Source organism: Allobosea sp. Root670, from assembly GCF_001429415.1.
GTDB lineage: Bacteria > Pseudomonadota > Alphaproteobacteria > Rhizobiales > Beijerinckiaceae > Allobosea > Allobosea robiniae.
Genome location: NZ_LMJU01000001.1, coordinates 354,303 through 370,568 on the forward strand (window position 1 = coordinate 354,303; position 16,266 = coordinate 370,568).

The window sequence follows — 16,266 nt, forward strand, 5'->3', positions numbered from 1 at the left end:
TTGCCGCCCCTTTGCAACCCCCCGCTAACGCTATCGCGCGATCGCGCAGTCGGGCCGGGCGAGTGTGGCCGATCCGTTCACAATGACGGGTTAAGGACGCTTACATCTGTTCTGCTCGCATGGGCGAAGGACGCATGCCCACCATCGCCGCACCAACGCCGGCCCCGCCGGACGCGATCACCGCCAGCCGCCCCGCAACGCGCCCTTGGGCCTCGATCGCGATCGAGACAGATGTCGCCGCGCTGGCGGACACATGGCGCGCCTTCGAGGCGAGCGCGCTGGTGACGCCCTATCAGAGCTATGACTGGGTCAGGCATTTCGCCGAGACGATCGGGGCGGCGCATGACATGACCTTCCGCTACGCCCTGGTGCATGACGCCGCCGGGGCGCTCTGCGCCCTGCTGCCGCTTATCGTCACCGGGCGCAGTGGCTTCCGCTTCGCCGAGTTCATCGGTGGCAAGCACGCGAACTACCATATGGGGCTCTACGCTCCGGGTTTCGCCGCACAGCTCGATGCAGCGCTGACCGCGCAGATGCTGACGGAGATCGGCAGGGCGATCGGCGGGCTCGATGCGCTGGCCTTCGTCAACCAGCCTGTCACCTGGCAGGGCGTCACCAATCCCGCGGCGCAACTCGCCGCCGGTCCGAGCCCGAGCCGCGCCTACAAGCTCGCCCTGATCGCCGGGGACGGGGACGCGACGCTCAGGCGCTCGATGAGCAGCCATGCCCGCAAGAAGCTCAAGAACAAGCACAGCCGCTTCAAGGATTTCGGGCCATCGACGCTGGTACGAGCGGCAACGCCCGAAGAGATCACGCGCATCATCGACGCCTTCCTGTCACAGAAGGCCGAGCGCTTCCGCAGCATGGGCGTGCCCGACCCCTTCGCCGAGCCGGCGATGCGCGCCTTCCTGGAGCGCGCGGCGATAGCATGCGGCAGCGCTCGCCCGTCGATCGAACTCTATTCCCTCGACCTGGCCGGCCGCTCGGTGGCGACCTATGTCGGCACGATCCAGGGCGAACGCTTCTCCGGCATGGCGACCTCGTTCGACATGGCCAGCGAAACCGTCAAGACCAGCCCGGGGGAGTTGCTGCTGGCCGAACTGATCCGCCTGAAAGCCCGTGAGGGTGTCGCGGTCTTCGATCTCGGCGTCGGGGAGGCCCGCTACAAGACCACCTTCTGCGACGACCATGACGATCTCGTCGACAGCTTCCTGCCCCTGACCTTCAAGGGCCGCGTCTTCGCCCGGATCGCCCGGACGAAGCGCGACTTGAAGCGGCGGATCAAGCGCTCGCCGATGGCGCTGAAGCTCGCCCAGCGCGCATCGGGCTGGCTCAGGAGCAGGCGCTCCGAGGAGGAGTAGGGCCGCCCTGCTCCTCAGGCGCCGACGGGCATTTCCGTGCGCGAAACCGGGGGCATGGGCACGCCGCCCTCGGCGTCGAGGATCAGCGTGACCGGCGCTTCGGTCAGTTCGCTCAGGCGGTAGGCCGTCTCGAGGGCATGGCCGTTGCCGACCTGCCCGCTCATCACGAGCCCGGCCTGCGCCCGACGGGCGACCGGCGCCAGCACCGTGCCGTCGTCGTTGGAGGCGGCGGCGACCAGCACCCAGTCATAGGTTTCGCAGAGCGCATCGAGCGCGACGTCGACCAGATCGGGTGCCGCCAGAACCGCAGTGCGGCCGGCGCGGCCGGCGCCGATGCGATGCAGCCGCGAACCCGACGCGCGGGTGATGATGTCGGAGAACAGGGCCTCACCGGCAAGCAGCTCCGAGAAGCCGGCCTCCCCGCCCCCGTGATCCGATGACAGGTCGACGAGCACGCAGCGGCAGCGCTGGGCGAGCAGTTCGGCGAGATCGCGCGGCCTGGCGGCCCCGTCGCCGGCACCATCCAGGACCAGCGCCAGCGGCGCCATGCCGCGCGCCGGCTCATGGGTCCGCTCGGCGATCTCCGCCAAGGTCAGCTCGGGCCGGTCGAGGTCGAGCCGGGCCTGACCGAGCTTCCCGGCATGTGTGAGCAGACCGGCGACACGCGCATGGCGCGGCGCACCCGGCACCGGGTCAGGCGCCTCCATCTCATCTTCCGAGGAGCCGGCGGACACCCAGCGCGGTCCGCGCGGAGCGTCCGGCAGAGACCTGCCCTGGCCGTTGAGCAATTCGCGGGTCACGATCGTCGCAAGCGCGATCAGGAAGGTCGCGAGCGTCGCGACCAGCACCACCGGCACCTTCTTCGGGAAGGAAGGTTCGGTCGGCTCCACCGCGCGCGAGATGATGCGCGCATCGGCCGGCGTCGCATTCATCGTGTCGCGCGCGACCGCCTCGCGGTAGCGCTGCATGTACTGCTCGAGCTGTTCGCGGAGCGTGCGGGCCTCGCGCTCCAGCGCGCGCAGCTGCACCTCGCTGTCATTGGCGCTGGAGACGTTCTTCTTCTGCCCGTCGAGCGCGGCCTGGAAGCTCTCGACGCGCTGGCCGGCGATCTTGGCCTCGTTCTCCAGCGTGCGCACCGTGCGCTCGGCAGCGGCGCGGAGCTGGCCTTCGAGATCGAGAAGCTGGGCGTTGAGCTCCTTGATCCGCGGATGCTCCGGCAGGAGGCTGCGTGATTCCGCCGCGATCTGGGCGCGCAGGTTGACGCGCTGCTCGATCAGCCGGCGGACGAGGTCGTTATTGGCGACATCCGGAATCTCGAACGTACGCCCCTGCTTGATGGCGTCGCGGATCAACCCCGCCTTGGCCTGCGACTCCGCCTGCTGGCTGCGAGCGCTGGAGAGCTGCGCCGACAGGTCGGTGAGCTGCTGGGACGAGATGGTCGTGTTGTTGGGGCCGGAGAACAGACCGTTCTTCGAGCGGTAATCCTCGACCTTGGCCTCAGCTTCGGCGACGCGCTTGCGCAGGGGCTCGATCGTGGTCGAGAGCCAGTTCGAGGCGCTGCGGGCGTTCTCCTGCTTCGCCGCTTCCTGGAGCTCCAGATAGGTCTCAGCGATGGTGTTGGCGCCCTTGGCGGCGAGCGCCGCATCGCGCGAGGTGAACTCGACGGAGACGATGCGCGAACGGCCGACGGGGTAGACCAGCAACCGGTCATAATATTTCTCGAGGACACGCTCCTCCGGAGAGCGGTCGGCAGGATGGCCGCCGAGCCCGATCATCACGGCGAGCTTGCGCACGGCGCTCAACGCACCGACGCCCGAATCGAATTCGCTGTTGCCGACCAGCCCGATCCGCTTGATCGCCTCGCGCGCAAGGTCGCGGGACATGATGACCTGGACCTGGCTCTGCACGGCCTCCGAATCGAACTGGCCGCTATCGGTCTGGGCCTGGCCCGGCAGGGCATAGAAGCCGCCGCGGCTCTCCAGCAGCAGCTTCGCTTCGCCGGTATAACGCGGTGTCACCACGTTCACCGCGACGAAAGACAGGCCGAGCGCGGCGAGCGTCGGCGCAATGATCCAGAACTTGCGGCGCTTGATCGCCGCCCAGAGGGTGGAGAGATCGAGCATGTCGCCCCGGCCTTCTCCGGCGCCGCGCGCATCAATCCCAGCTTGAGCGGTCATGGGCCCACCTATCGACGCAAAACTCTCGCCCCCTGGAAGGGACGCGGGCGACATTGAACGCTCAGTAAGCCTAATGAACTGCTAACAATCTCAATTTGTTAATCATGATCACTGGCGGCATCGGGTATCTATCTGGAGGCATTCTACCTCAAGACTTGCCGTTGTCGGTGCAGGCGTTCGACTTGGCCATCGGGCTTATTGACGGCCGTCGCCAGTCCGCCGAGCGCGACATTCTGGGCCTTGATCTCGACGGCCGGACGGCGGCGCTTGAACCATCCTTCCGCCGCCCCGGCACCCAAAACGGCCCACGGGAAGCCTTTGTTAACCATACCGGGCCTAAAGATCGGGCGAGTTCTGCACGGGTAAGCCAGTGATGAGTCGACGTCTCGCCTCTCTCGCCTTGGCCGCCGCCATGATGGCGGGCGCTTGCGCGCCCCGCTATCCGGCGTCGGACTACGCGCTCGCCGAACCGGCGGGGCCTTATCGGCTCGCCAGTGGCGACCGGCTGCGCATCATCGTCTTCGGGCAGGACAATCTCTCCAATATCTATGCGGTCGACGGCGCCGGGCGCATCGCCATGCCGCTGATCGGCTCGGTCGAGGCGCAGGGACGCACGACGGTGCAGCTCGCCCAGGCGGTCGAGGCCAAGCTGCGCGGCGGCTATCTGCGCGAACCCAAGGTTTCGGTCGAGGTCGATACCTACCGGCCGTTCTTCGTGCTCGGCGAGGTCACCACGTCCGGCCAGTTCCCCTATGTGAACGGCATGACCGTGCAGACGGCCGTTGCCATCGCCGGTGGCTTCACGCCGCGGGGCCTGCGCTCCTCTGCCGAGGTGACGCGCCAGATCGAGGGACAGACCGTGACCGCGACCGTGCCGATCACCTATCCGGTCCAGCCCGGCGACACCATCGTCATCAAGGAACGCTGGTTCTGAGATCGCGCCGCGCCCCATGACGGACAGCCCGGCTTCCCGCCCCTTGAAAATCCTGCATGTCTTTCGGGCACCGCTTGGCGGGCTGTTCCGACACGTCCTCGACGTCGCCCGCGGCCAGGTCGAGCGCGGGCACGATGTCGGCATCTTCTGCGATTCCAGCACCGGCGGGGCACGAGCCGACGAAGTCTTTCGCGAGCTCGCCGGGCAGTTGACGCTGGGCGTGACGCGGGTGCCGATGTCGCGCTATCCGAGCGCCACCGACCTCAAGGCGCAGCTGTCGGAGATGTCGCTGCGGCGGCGCCTCGCGCCGGATGTCGTGCATTGCCACGGCTCGAAAGGCGGGGTCTATGGCCGCATCCCCGCCCTGTTCTCGCCCGGTAGGCGCTATGTCACCGCCTACACGCCCCATGGCGGCAGCTTCAACTACAAGCCCGGCAGCGTGGAGCATAAGGTCTATATGAGCGTCGAGCGCCTGCTCGAAGGCGCGACCGACATGTTCCTGTTCGAGAGCCGCTTCATCGCCGGGCGCTTCGAGGCCCATGTCGGCCATGTGCCGCGCACGGACCATCGGGTGGTGCTCAACGGCGTCTCCGACGCGGAATTCGAGCCGATCGATCATGGCGCGGCGGAATTCGACCTGCTCTATCTGGGTGAACTGCGCTCGGCCAAGGGCGTCGACACGCTGATCGACGCGCTGGCGTTGCTGCGCCGCCGCGACGGGCTGACGCCGCGGATCCTCATCATCGGCTCGGGACCGGACGAAGACGAATTGCGGCAGATGACGCGCGAACGCGGCGTCGCCGACCAGTGCGTCTTCGAGCCGCCGGCACCCATCCGCAAGGCCCTGGCTCGCGCCCGCGCCATGGTGATCCCGTCGCGGGCCGAATCCCTGCCCTATGTCATCCTGGAAGCAGCCGCGGCTGCCCAGCCGCTGATCTCGACCGATGTCGGCGGTATTGGCGAGATCTACGGCCCCAACCATCGCCAGCGATTGATCCAGGCCAACGACCCGACGATCCTTGCCGGGGCGATCCGGGCGATGCTCGATACGCCGGAAGCCGAGCGCCTCGCCCAGGCGGCCGACCTCGCCGGCCATGTCCACCAGAACTTCCGCCTGGACGTCATGATCGACGGCGTCATCGCCGCCTATCGCGATGCGCTGAAGACGCGCGGCATCGCCTGAAGCCTTGCTTCAAACCAGCTTGAGCGCGACGACGCCGCAGACCACCAGCAGGATGCCGAGCCAGCCCACCGGCCTGATGCGCTGGCCGAAGACCAGCGCGCCGATGATCGCGGTGATCACCAGACCCGCCCCGCCCCAGACCGCATAGGCGACCGACAGGTCCATGCCCCTGATCGCCTGGGCGAGCGCCGCGAAGGCGCCCATGACGAGCACGATACCGCCGGCGCCCATCGTGCGACGGGTCATGCCGTCCGAAAGCTTGAGCAGATAGGTGCCGCCGATTTCGAGCGTGACGGCCAGCAGCAGCCAGAGGAAAGGCGCAGCCTGCGTGAAGGAGGCGGTCACACGAGCCTCCCGTCGCCCTCGCTGCGTTCGTGCCCCACTCCGTTCTCGATGAGGAGAATGCCGGCCAGGATCGCGGCCAGGCCGGCCGCGCGGGCAGCCGTCAGATGCTCTCCGAAGAGCACATGGCCGATCAGCGCGATGCCGACGATGCCGAGCCCTTCCCAAACGGCATAGGCGACCGCCATCGGAATGACCCGCAACGCGATGCTGAGCAGGATGAAGGAGAAGCCGATCAGGATCAGCGGCAGCGTGCCGACGAGCCATGAGGTGGAGACAGCCGACTTCAGCGCGGCCGTCGCGACGATCTCGACGGCGATCGCCGCGAGCAGAACCAACCAATGAAAAGACATGTTGCACACGGGCGAAGCCGGCGCTGAACGTCACGGGTGCGACGCAGGGACAGCCAAGCAATCGTTAGAGTTTTAAATCGACAGATCCGAAAAGAAGACAGAGCCGGAGCTTAACTCCAGCAACCGACGCCATAGGCAAAAACACCTGTCGGGGCGCGGCGCTCTTCTTGAGCGTTATATGCTTCTCAGACACTCATCGACAGCCAATATGCCTACGCCACTCTATTCTGTCAACACACGATCACTTGCAATAACAATCACTTGCGGGAAATCGCAACTTTTTCAGACGGTTTAAACCTGTGCCAAATCACTGGCCGACCAAGACAAAATCCACTTTTTCGCCATCGCGTTTTGGCACCCTCCATAGAACATGCGGCAAGCGCCTTCGCGGCGCTCCGGAGCCTTACGAATCCGCCGAAACAGCAAGCGGTCGGGTTAAACGTTCCGAGAGCAATTTCGGATACAGCCGAACCGGGATCGCCGCACTCCGGCGCGACGCTCCGAGTTGAGGGTGTATGGGTCATGGGGACTTTCGACGTCCGCGATATGATGAAGGCGGATGCGGCCGCCTCGGCCTCGCCGACGATGTTCGGCGGGTCCGACAAGGGCCAGACGCGGCGCTTCCACCCGCTGGCCGAGCGCATCGCGGCCATTCCCGTCAAGCCGACGCTGTCGCCCGTGATGATCGAAGGCGCGGCCCGGCTGCTCGACCTGATCGCCGTGCTCGGGACTGGCGGGCTGATCTACTGGCTCTATGCGGCCGGCAAGGTCGAGTACACGCTGCCCTATCAGGTGACGGTCGCGGCGCTGGCTCTCGGCTCGCTTGCGGTCTTCCAGGCGCTGCAACTCTACCCGATCGGAGCTTTGCGCCATTTCGTCGGCAGCGGCGTGCGCCTGGTCGCCGGCTGGACGATGCTGTTCCTGGTCGCGCTCGCGGCCTTCTTCTTCCTGAAGATCGGCGATCAGGTTTCGCGCGGCTGGCTGATCGGTTTCTATTTCGCCGGTGCCGGCGCCCTGCTCGCCGGGCGCGTGGTCACCACGGCGGGCGTGCGCTATCTCACCCGCACCGGCCGGCTGGAGCGACGCACGGCCATCGTCGGCGGCGGCGAGGCCGGCGAAGCGCTGATCCGCGCCCTGGAAAGCCAGAAGGATACGGGCCTGCGCATCTGCGGCGTCTTCGACGACCGCAACGACGAGCGCTCGCCCGATCTCGTCGCCGGCTATCCCAAGCTCGGCACGATCGACGACCTCGTCGAATTCGCACGCCGCACCAAGCTCGACCTCGTCATCTTCACCCTGCCGATCTCGGCGGAGGCGCGGCTTCTGACCATGCTGCGCAAGCTCTGGGTGCTGCCGATCGACATCCGCCTCTCGGCTCATCTGTCGAAGCTGCGGTTGCGGCCGCGCTCCTATTCCTATTTCGGCGCCGTGCCTGTGCTCGACGTGTTCGACCGGCCGATCGCCGACTGGGACATCGTCGTCAAATGGGCGTTCGACAAGGTCGTCGGCACGCTCGCCCTGATCGCGCTCTCGCCGGTGATGCTGGTGACGGCGATCGCGATCAAGCTCGATACCACGGGGCCGGTGTTCTTCCGCCAGAAGCGCTACGGCTTCAACAACGAGACCGTCGACGTCCTGAAGTTCCGCTCGCTGCGCAACGACATGGCCGACCACGCCGCTGCCAAGCAGGTCACCAGGGACGATCCGCGCGTGACGCGCGTCGGCCGCTTCATCCGCAAGACCTCGATCGACGAATTGCCGCAGCTCCTGAACGTCGTGTTCAAGGGCGACCTGTCGCTGGTCGGCCCGCGGCCGCATGCCATCCATGCCAAGGCCTCCAACCGCGCCTATGAGCAGGTGGTGGACGGCTATTTCGCACGTCACAAGGTCAAGCCCGGCATCACCGGCTGGGCCCAGATCAACGGCTGGCGCGGCGAGACCGACACCGAGGAAAAGATCCAGCGGCGCGTCGAGCACGACCTCTACTATATCGAGAACTGGTCGGTGCTGCTCGACCTCTACATCCTGGTGAAGACGCCGTTCTCGCTCCTGACCAAGAACGAGAACGCCTATTGAGCGCGCTGGCGCAAAACCCGCCGCAGGCAGGCCGGGCCTCGCGCCTGGCGATTTCCTACGCCGCCATCAAGCGCGGCACCCTCTGGCTGCTCGGCGCCGCCAGCGGCCTCGCCCTGGTCGAGCCCTCGCCCTACGAGGTCGTCTTCCTGCTGGCGCTGTTCGTCTTCGCGCTCACCGGCATCCGGTTCTCGCAGAAGCTTCTGCCGCTCGCAGTCCTGCTGCTCGGCTACAATATCGGCGGCATCCTCTCGCTCATACCCTGGATGGGCGACGGCGACTCGGTGCGCTTCACCGCGGTGTCGGTCTATCTGATGATCACCTGCGTCTTCATCGCCGGGATCATGTCCCAGGATGCGGCCGGCCGGCTGGAGACCCTGCGCCGCGGCTGGCTGTTCGCCGCCTGGGTCGCAGGGTTTGCGGGGCTGCTCGGCTATTTCGACATTGCCGGGCTCGGCTCGATCTTCACGCTCTATGGCCGCGCCGCCGGAACGTTCAAGGACCCCAACGTGCTGGGCCCTTATCTGGCCCTGCCGATCGTCTATGTGCTGCAGCGCATCCTGACCGGCCAGGTCGGCATGGCGCGCGGCCTGGTCACGCTGAGCATCCCGCTCGCCGCGCTGTTCTTCACCTTCTCGCGCGGCGCCTGGGGCGTGCTCGTCGTCTCGACGGCGCTCATGATCGCCCTCACCTTCCTGACCGCTCCGAGCGCCGCCAGCCGGCGCCGGATCGTCACCATGTCGCTGGCAGCGCTCGTCGCCATGGTGGCCGCGCTCCTGGTCGCGCTGTCCTTCGAGGATATCCGCAACGTCTTCGACGCGCGCGCCAGCCTCGACCAGGAATATGACCAGGGCGTCACGGGGCGCTTCGGCAACCAGTTGCGCGCCATCCCGATGCTGCTGGACGCGCCGAACGGTTTCGGACCGCTGCAGTTCCGCTGGCTCTTCAACCAGGCCGACCCGCACAACGTCTATATCAACGCCTTCGCCTCCTATGGCTGGCTCGGCGGGCTGTCATGGATCAGCCTGATGGTGGCGACCTGCTATGTCGGCTGGCGGGTGGTGTTCCGGCCCGGCCCGACCCAGCTCCACGCCATCGCGATCTGGTCGGTGCTCTTCGTCACAATCCTGCAGGGCTTCCAGATCGACAGCGACCACTGGCGGCATCTCTACCTGATGCTCGGCCTGATCTGGGGCCTGGCGGCACTCGGGCCGGGCGACGGCGGCGCGGAGGGGCGCTCATGACGGCGGCTGCGCCATTGGCCAGCGGAACGGCGCCATCCGGCCAGATCGAGAGCATCCAGGCCCTGCGCGCGATCGCGGCGCTGCTGGTCGTCCTCGGCCATGCCGCCCATGAGACGGAAGCCATCGGCGCGCGCGTGGGCCTGCCCGCCATCGACCTGTCCTTCATGCGCTGGGGCATCGGCGTCGACATCTTCTTCGTGATTTCCGGCTTCATCATGGTCCACACCTCAGCCGATCTGTTCGGCCGGCCAGGGGCATGGCGGGTATTCCTCACCCGGCGGATCGCCAGGATCGTGCCGCTCTACTGGCTCCTGACCAGCATCCTGCTGCTCGGCGGCCTCGCCGCTCCCCAACTCCTGAACGTTCCGCTCGGCGACTGGCAGCACATCCTCGCCTCCTATCTGTTCATCCCGAGCCTGCGCGGCAGCGACGAGACCAGGCCCGTGATGGCGCTGGGCTGGACGCTCAACCTGGAAATGTTCTTCTACGTGCTGTTTGCCGGCGCGATGCTGCTGCCCCTGCGGCGCGGAATGGCCGCACTGACGCTCGTCATCGGCGGCCTCGCCCTGGCGGGGATGCTGCTGCAGCCGGCGCAGGTCCAGCTCGCCTTCTGGACGCAGCAGATCATCCTCGAATTCCTGTTCGGCTGCCTCCTGGCACTGCTCCACAGGCAAGGCGTGAGCCTTCCGGGGCCGGGCGCTGCGCTGCTCGTGGTCCTCGGCTTCGCCGCCATCCTCAGGATTCACGGCCTCGACGCCGGGGAAACGACCCTGCCGGCGCTGCGCTGGGGCATCCCGGCCGTGATGATCGTCGCAGGAGCGGCGCTCTATCGCGGCGCCACGCCGCGGCTGGCGCTGCTCCTCACCGGGCTCGGCAATGCCTCCTACAGCCTCTATCTGTTCCACCCCTTCGCGCTGCGCCCGCTCCGGGAGGTCTGGATCAGGCTGGTCGGCGGGGCGCTGCCACTGGAGATCTACATCGCGGTCGCCATCGCGGTTGCAGCCGTCGCATCCACCCTGCTCTACCGCTGGGTCGAACGTCCGATCGGGCGCAGGCTGCGTTTCCCCTCCACCACGGGTACGGCGCGCGAACAGCGTCCGGCCATGGACAGATCACGCTGGGCAAAAGACAGCGAAGCCGGCCATACCGCAGGCTGAGGCAGGTCTTCTCCAGCCGGGTTGATGCCGTCTCGAAGCTGGCGAAGCGTGCTCAGCCCCGGCCCTTGCGGACGACGACATAGGCATAGGTCGTCACGAAACTCCAACCGACACGCGCCGCCAGCGCATTGAAGACGTGGTCGACCTGCTTCAGACCCGGCATCCGGTCGAAATAGCCGTGCCCCCAGAAGCGCTGGACATGGGTTTCGGCGAAGCCCGCCCGCTTCAGCATCGGCTCGAGCAAGACGGGGTTGCCACGGCACCAATCGTAAAGCGCGGGGAATTTCGGATCGCCGCCGCCGTCGCGACGTGCCGGGAACAGGGCGTGGACGATGGCGTGCGAGACCTTCTCCGGCAGGACATGGTTGAGGGCAAAGACCGGCGCCCAGAGCGTCGGGAAGAAGGCCAGCGCCACGCCGCCGGGAGCCAGCAGTTCATGGATATTGGCCCAGGCCCGCTCGACCCCGTCGACATGTTCGAAGACCATGCGCGACACCATCATGTCATAGCCGCCACGCGTGACATCCGGCTCGCTCAGGTCCCCGGCGATGTCGAAGCGTGCGGTCTTGAGTCCGCGCGCCGTCAGCGCCAGCTCGCCGGCATCGATATCGTTGACGATGAGATCGATGCCGTTGCGGGCGGCCTGCTCCTGGGTGAACAGGGGATCGCGGCCGCCGCCGATCTCGCAGACGCGGCGCAGGCCGAACTGATGCGCCAGTCCGAGGATGGTCGCCTCATAGTGATCCCAGGCCCATTGCGAGTGCCAATCGGGCTTGATCCCGGTGAAGAAATTCGCAAGTGAACCGGCGGCTTCCGTCATCTCCCGACGGCCCGGCTCGGCGGCCGTGATCGCAAGACTCGCCATGGACATGATCGCTTCCGCCTCTTCGTGCCCTGCCCGCCCCGATCACGACATTGGCTGCGCGACGGCGCGAGAGCAACGACAAGCCTAAGGAAGGGTTAATCACGGGAGCCGCAACGGCGCGAGCGAAGGGCGAATCCATCGCCTCGAATCAGGCTCGGCTCATAGCACCGCAAAGGCGCCTCGCGACGCCCGAAAGCATGCGAGAGATGGCTGGCCGTTGATTTTCAGGGATTTGAATGGTCGGAGCGAGAGGATTCGAACCTCCGACCCCTTGTCCCCCAGACAAGTGCGCTAACCGGGCTGCGCTACGCTCCGACGGGTCGGCTTATAGTGGCGAGGCGCGGCAGATGCAATGCGCTTCGAGACGATCATGAACAATCCCGTCGCATGACGGCAACGGCTCGTATCGCCCAGGCGATTGCCGTCAGGCCGACGGCGCCGAACCCGCCTTCTAGAGCGCCGGATCGGCGATCAACGGGCGCGGCCCTGATCCTCATTCTCGGAACCGGATCCGGACATCGCATCGGCCTTTCGAAAGCGGACACCCCAAATGGGGGCTGCGCGAACACTTGCGTTGGAGCGATGATGAAAGTGCGGCTCCGGGTCATTCGATCATGAAACACAAGCAACAGATGTCGCTTATCGCGCGGCGTGCCCAAATCCGGCGTGCGGCCGCCGGGCGGAAAGATCTCGCTTCGGCGCAGCCGGCGGTCCGCCCGGTCCTGCGCCTGGTCTCTTCGCGCTCCGAAGCCGAGCGAAACCAGCATAACCAGCATCGCGAACTGACCTCCACCGTCGAATAGCCGCCGGCTTCCGATCACGAAGCGCGTTCAGGCAATGGTCATCTGCGATGGCCTTTGATGCCGACGCGGCACGCGGATTGCCGCTGCGTCGACGATCAGCATGGACGGTATCGCGTTGAGACAAAATGGTTTCCATTGCGGGGATTGCGGCTCGCCGGGCGTCTCGGTTCCGCACGCGCTCAGCGATGCGAGCGTGGTCTCCTGCGCCAATTGCGGATTGAGCCTGGGGTCCTGGGCGGAGTATCGCCAACGGATCGACATGGCCCTGATGGCCGAGCAGGCCGGGAAGGCGCGCCGCCTCATCGTGGCGGATCCGGTCGGAAACGTGCTCGCCCGGGCCTAGAGCACCGGACTGGATGCCGTAATCAGTCCGATGCTCCCGATGCCGCCCTTGATCAGTTGCGCGCCAGCCAGTCGCCGAGAAGGCCGATATCGGCCTGCCCGAGACCATGCCCCGCGGGCAATGCGCGATGCTCGACGGCGGCGCCGCTCTCACCGAGTTGGCGCGCCAGCGCTTCGGCATTGGCTGTCGGCACGATCGGATCGAGCGCGCCCGACAGGATCAGCACCGGCTTGCCCGTGAGATCGGCGCGCGGCGGCTCGGCGAAGGGAACCATCGCGCGCAGGAGCGCGGCACCGGCCAGGATCTCGGGCCGCTGCAGCAACAGCGCCGCCGCAATATTCGCACCATTGGAGAAGCCGAGCGCGATCGGCGCCGGCAGGCCGTAGCGCTCCCGGGCCAAGAGCACGAAATCGGCCAGCTCGTCGGTGCGCTGCCTGAGATCAGCCTCGTCGAAGACACCCTCGGCCAGGCGGCGGAAGAAGCGCGGCGCCGCTCCTTCGAGAACCTTGCCGCGCGGCGAAAGCAGGCTGGCGCCCGGTGCAACGGTGCGGCCGAGCGAGAGGAGGTCGCGCTCGTCGCCGCCGGTGCCGTGCAGGAGCAGGAGCGGCCTGCGGGCCGGATCGCTACCCGGCTCGAAGACATGGATGAAATCGGTATCGACGGTCGTGGCGGTCATGGTCGTCTCCCTTCATCGAGCGGAACCGCCCTGCCCCTTGCGATAAGCAGGCAGGGCGTCGTGGTCTCGCTCCGCCGCCCGCCTGAACGGCGGGCGGCGGGTCTCGTCAGCCGAGGTCGGGCAGGACCGCCTCGATCTCCTTGCGATGCGCTTCGTACTGAGGCGGCAGCTTCAGCGAACGGCCGAGTTCGGCCGCGGGCTCGTCGATCGCGAAGCCGGGGATATCGGTCGCGATCTCGAACAGGACATGGCCGGGCTCCCGGAAATAGACCGAGCGGAAATAGTTCCGGTCGCGCTGTTCCGTGGGGCTGATGCCGTGGTTCTGAACGAGACGGCGCACCATCTCCCCCTGCGCGGCGTCATCGGCCGCCCGGAAGGCGATATGGTGGACCGAGCCCGCGCCCTGCCGGGCCGGCAGGAAGCCGCCGGCGACGCGCAGGTCGATCACCCCGCCGATCGCCGTGCCCTTCGCGGCATAGCGGATCAGCGTGTCCTCGCGCCCGATCTCGGTGAAACCGAAAACGTCGCTCAGGATGGCCCCCGTCGGCGCGGCATCGGCCAGCAGCAGGCTGACACTGTGGAAGCCGCGCAGCGCATGTTCGACGGGAATGCCGCCGTCAGCCCAGGCCGGCTCCTTCTCGACACCGGGCAGGCCGACGAGGGCGAGCCTCATGCCGTCCGGATCGCGGAAGCTCAGCACGGTCTCGCCGAAGCGCTTGACCGGCACCTCATGCGGCACGCCCTGCTCGACGAAGCGATGCGCCCAGAAGCCGATCGAACCTTCCGGAACCCGGAAGACCGTCTCCTGCGTCTCGCCGACGCCGAGGCGGCCCGGAGCGGCATGCTCCCACGGGAAGAAGGTCAGGATCGAGCCGGGCGCGGCATCCGCATCGCCGAAATAGAGGTGATAGGTGCCGGGATCGTCGAAATTGACGGTCTTCTTGACGAGGCGCAGGCCGAGCACCCGAGCATAGAAGTCGAGATTGCGGCGCGCCGGGCCAGAGATGGCGGTGACGTGATGAAGGCCGTTGATCTGCATGGCAAGCTCCTCCGTGTTCTCGATCGCGATGGGCAGATATCCGCCCCGTTAGCTGGAAGATCGGCATGGAAGCGGCCGAGCGCCAGAGGCAATTCATTGCATTGATGCAATGTGACTATCGCCATTCTACAATTTGATTTGCGCACAAGTCCGATCGATCTTCTGCCTCGAGACCAACCGGTCCTGTTTCAGGAGACGTCCCATGATCGACAATCGCCTCGCTCCTTATGGCGCCCTGACCTTACGCGTCGCGCTCGGCCTGATGTTCATCGCCCACGCCTATCTCAAGCTCGTCATCTTCACGCCCGCCGGCTTCGCCGGTTTTCTTGAGCAGGTCGGGCTGCCCGGCTTCCTCGCCTGGCCGATCATGCTGGCCGAGCTCATCGGCGGCATCGCCATCCTCATCGGCTTCCATGGCCGTCTCGTTTCAGCCGCGCTGCTGCCGGTCCTGCTGGGCGCTCTCGCCATCCACGCCCCGAACGGCTGGGTCTTCAATGCGCCGAATGGCGGCTGGGAATATCCGGCCTTCCTTGCGCTCACCGCCTTCGCGCATGTGCTGATCGGCGATGGCGCGCTTGCCGTCACCGGCACGCGCTCGGCCATCAGCGCCAAGCCGGCCTTGGCGTGACGCGAGCCCGCCTTGAAGGGGAGCGTCCCTTGGCCGAGAGTGAGCGGATGAATCAAGCCGCGAAGCCTCTGGCCTGGGACGATTTCCGCCTAATCAAGGCGATCGCCGACAAACGGGCGCTGCCGGCCGCCGCGGCAGCGCTCGGCGTCAACCACTCGACAGTGTTCCGTCGCCTCGGCCAGATCGAGGAGGCGCTCGGCACCAAGCTGTTCGAGCGTCACCGCAGCGGCTATGTCGCGACGCCAGCCGGCGAGGAGATGATCCAGCTCGCCGGCCGCGTCGACGACGACATCACCGCTTTCTCGCGCAAGCTCGCGGGGCAGGAGATCAAGCCGGCCGGCGAGTTGCGCGTCGCCACCAACGACTCCCTGCTGGTCGACCTGCTGACGCCGCTCTTCGCCCGTTTCCTCGCGCAATGCCCGGACATCCGGCTCGATATCCTGATCGGCAACCAAGCCGCCAATCTCTCCAAGCGCGACGCCGATGTCGCGATCCGCGCCACCGACAATCCGCCGGAGACGCTGGTCGGCCGCAAGCCCGCCCGGATCGCCTGGGCGCTCTATGGCCGTGCCGCCGATTTCCCCGATGCGGAGCTGCCCTCTCGCGAAAGCCTGTGGGAGCGCAGCTGGGTTTCGCTCGGCGACCAGTTCACCATGCTGAGCGCGGTGCGCTATCTCGCCCGCCACGTCACGCCGGAGCGTGTCGTCTACAAGCTCAATACCGTGCTCGGCCTTGCCGAGGCAGTCGAGGCCGGGATCGGCATCGGCTTCCTGCCCTGCTTCATCGGCGACACGCGCCCCGGCCTCAGACGATTCGGCGAGCCCGATCCCGATCTCGCAGCCGACCTCTGGCTGCTGACCCATCCGGACATGCGGCATACGCCCCGCGTCCGGCTCTTCCTCGATTTCCTGGCGGTCGAGCTCGGGCGGTTGAAGCCGCTAGTCGAGGGGGAGCGCCCGATCGGCCGGACCGCGGCGCCGGCCGGTGCGCCTGCGGAATCCCAGCTTCCATAGCAGGGTCCCTCGCCGCTCATCCCTCATGTGAATGACGAGGCCGGAGCTTCCGCAATGTTAGCTCTGGACGAAGGC

General features: G+C 66.9%; 16 protein-coding genes and 1 tRNA gene. 10 read left to right on the forward strand and 7 right to left on the reverse strand.

Features of this window, described 5'->3' with window-relative positions; all coding sequences use genetic code 11:
• Positions 1-134 precede the first annotated feature (134 nt).
• Positions 135-1,361, forward strand: a complete 1,227-nt coding sequence (locus tag ASE61_RS01570) for a GNAT family N-acetyltransferase (RefSeq protein ID WP_061963979.1) — start codon at positions 135-137, stop codon at positions 1,359-1,361.
• A 14-nt stretch (positions 1,362-1,375) separates the two neighbouring features.
• Here the strand turns inward: ASE61_RS01570 and ASE61_RS01575 are convergent, their stop codons facing one another.
• Positions 1,376-3,538 (reverse strand): GumC family protein, encoded by a 2,163-nt coding sequence (locus ASE61_RS01575; protein ID WP_162260050.1) that lies wholly within the window; start codon positions 3,536-3,538, stop codon positions 1,376-1,378.
• Between the two features lie 95 nt (positions 3,539-3,633).
• On the opposite strand from ASE61_RS01575, the gene ASE61_RS01580 reads away from it, so the two are divergent.
• From ASE61_RS01580 to ASE61_RS01590, 3 genes are read left to right on the forward strand one after another with little or no spacing between them, the layout of a single operon-like run.
• Positions 3,634-3,912, forward strand: coding sequence for a hypothetical protein (locus tag ASE61_RS01580; protein WP_156406950.1), 279 nt, complete (start codon positions 3,634-3,636; stop codon positions 3,910-3,912).
• On the forward strand, positions 3,912-4,472 hold the full coding sequence (locus ASE61_RS01585) for a polysaccharide biosynthesis/export family protein (protein ID WP_061963985.1): 561 nt from the start codon (positions 3,912-3,914) through the stop codon (positions 4,470-4,472). Before ASE61_RS01580 ends, ASE61_RS01585 begins: the two co-directional genes overlap by 1 nt.
• A 16-nt stretch (positions 4,473-4,488) precedes the next feature.
• Positions 4,489-5,655 carry a glycosyltransferase family 4 protein gene (locus ASE61_RS01590; protein ID WP_061963987.1) on the forward strand — a complete coding sequence of 389 codons (1,167 nt, stop codon included), beginning with the start codon at positions 4,489-4,491 and terminating at the stop codon, positions 5,653-5,655.
• Between the two features lie 9 nt (positions 5,656-5,664).
• On the opposite strand, the gene mdtI is transcribed toward ASE61_RS01590, so the two are convergent.
• Complete coding sequence (gene mdtI / locus ASE61_RS01595) at positions 5,665-6,000, reverse strand: multidrug/spermidine efflux SMR transporter subunit MdtI (protein WP_061963989.1); 336 nt, start codon at positions 5,998-6,000, stop codon at positions 5,665-5,667.
• Complete coding sequence (locus tag ASE61_RS01600) at positions 5,997-6,350, reverse strand: DMT family transporter (RefSeq protein ID WP_082617017.1); 354 nt, start codon at positions 6,348-6,350, stop codon at positions 5,997-5,999. The genes mdtI and ASE61_RS01600 overlap by 4 nt, the downstream gene beginning before the upstream one ends.
• A 522-nt stretch (positions 6,351-6,872) precedes the next feature.
• Here ASE61_RS01600 and ASE61_RS01605 point away from each other — a divergent pair.
• From ASE61_RS01605 to ASE61_RS01615, 3 genes are read left to right on the forward strand one after another with little or no spacing between them, the layout of a single operon-like run.
• Positions 6,873-8,426, forward strand: coding sequence for an undecaprenyl-phosphate glucose phosphotransferase (locus tag ASE61_RS01605; RefSeq protein ID WP_061963993.1), 1,554 nt, complete (start codon positions 6,873-6,875; stop codon positions 8,424-8,426).
• Positions 8,423-9,667 (forward strand): O-antigen ligase family protein, encoded by a 1,245-nt coding sequence (locus tag ASE61_RS01610; RefSeq protein ID WP_061963995.1) that lies wholly within the window; start codon positions 8,423-8,425, stop codon positions 9,665-9,667. Before ASE61_RS01605 ends, ASE61_RS01610 begins: the two co-directional genes overlap by 4 nt.
• On the forward strand, positions 9,664-10,824 hold the full coding sequence (locus ASE61_RS01615) for an acyltransferase family protein (RefSeq protein WP_061963997.1): 1,161 nt from the start codon (positions 9,664-9,666) through the stop codon (positions 10,822-10,824). Before ASE61_RS01610 ends, ASE61_RS01615 begins: the two co-directional genes overlap by 4 nt.
• A 52-nt stretch (positions 10,825-10,876) precedes the next feature.
• On the opposite strand, the gene ASE61_RS01620 is transcribed toward ASE61_RS01615, so the two are convergent.
• Complete coding sequence (locus ASE61_RS01620; RefSeq protein ID WP_061963999.1) at positions 10,877-11,695, reverse strand: class I SAM-dependent methyltransferase; 819 nt, start codon at positions 11,693-11,695, stop codon at positions 10,877-10,879.
• A 231-nt stretch (positions 11,696-11,926) separates the two neighbouring features.
• A tRNA-Pro gene (locus ASE61_RS01625) sits at positions 11,927-12,004 on the reverse strand.
• A 588-nt stretch (positions 12,005-12,592) separates the two neighbouring features.
• On the opposite strand from ASE61_RS01625, the gene ASE61_RS26245 reads away from it, so the two are divergent.
• A complete protein-coding gene (locus ASE61_RS26245) occupies positions 12,593-12,835 on the forward strand; it encodes a hypothetical protein (RefSeq protein ID WP_091855531.1) in 243 nt (80 codons plus the stop codon).
• Between the two features lie 52 nt (positions 12,836-12,887).
• Here the strand turns inward: ASE61_RS26245 and ASE61_RS01630 are convergent, their stop codons facing one another.
• A complete protein-coding gene (locus ASE61_RS01630) occupies positions 12,888-13,511 on the reverse strand; it encodes an alpha/beta hydrolase (RefSeq protein WP_061964001.1) in 624 nt (207 codons plus the stop codon).
• Positions 13,512-13,617: 106 nt separating this feature from the next.
• The gene (locus ASE61_RS01635) at positions 13,618-14,550 is read right to left on the reverse strand and encodes a ring-cleaving dioxygenase (protein WP_061964003.1); all 933 of its coding nucleotides are present in this window, start codon (positions 14,548-14,550) and stop codon (positions 13,618-13,620) included.
• Positions 14,551-14,752: 202 nt separating this feature from the next.
• Between ASE61_RS01635 and ASE61_RS01640 the strand changes: the two genes are divergently transcribed.
• Positions 14,753-15,178, forward strand: coding sequence for a DoxX family protein (locus ASE61_RS01640; RefSeq protein WP_061964005.1), 426 nt, complete (start codon positions 14,753-14,755; stop codon positions 15,176-15,178).
• Between the two features lie 47 nt (positions 15,179-15,225).
• On the forward strand, positions 15,226-16,191 hold the full coding sequence (locus tag ASE61_RS01645; protein WP_061964007.1) for a LysR family transcriptional regulator: 966 nt from the start codon (positions 15,226-15,228) through the stop codon (positions 16,189-16,191).
• Positions 16,192-16,266: the final 75 nt, after the last annotated feature.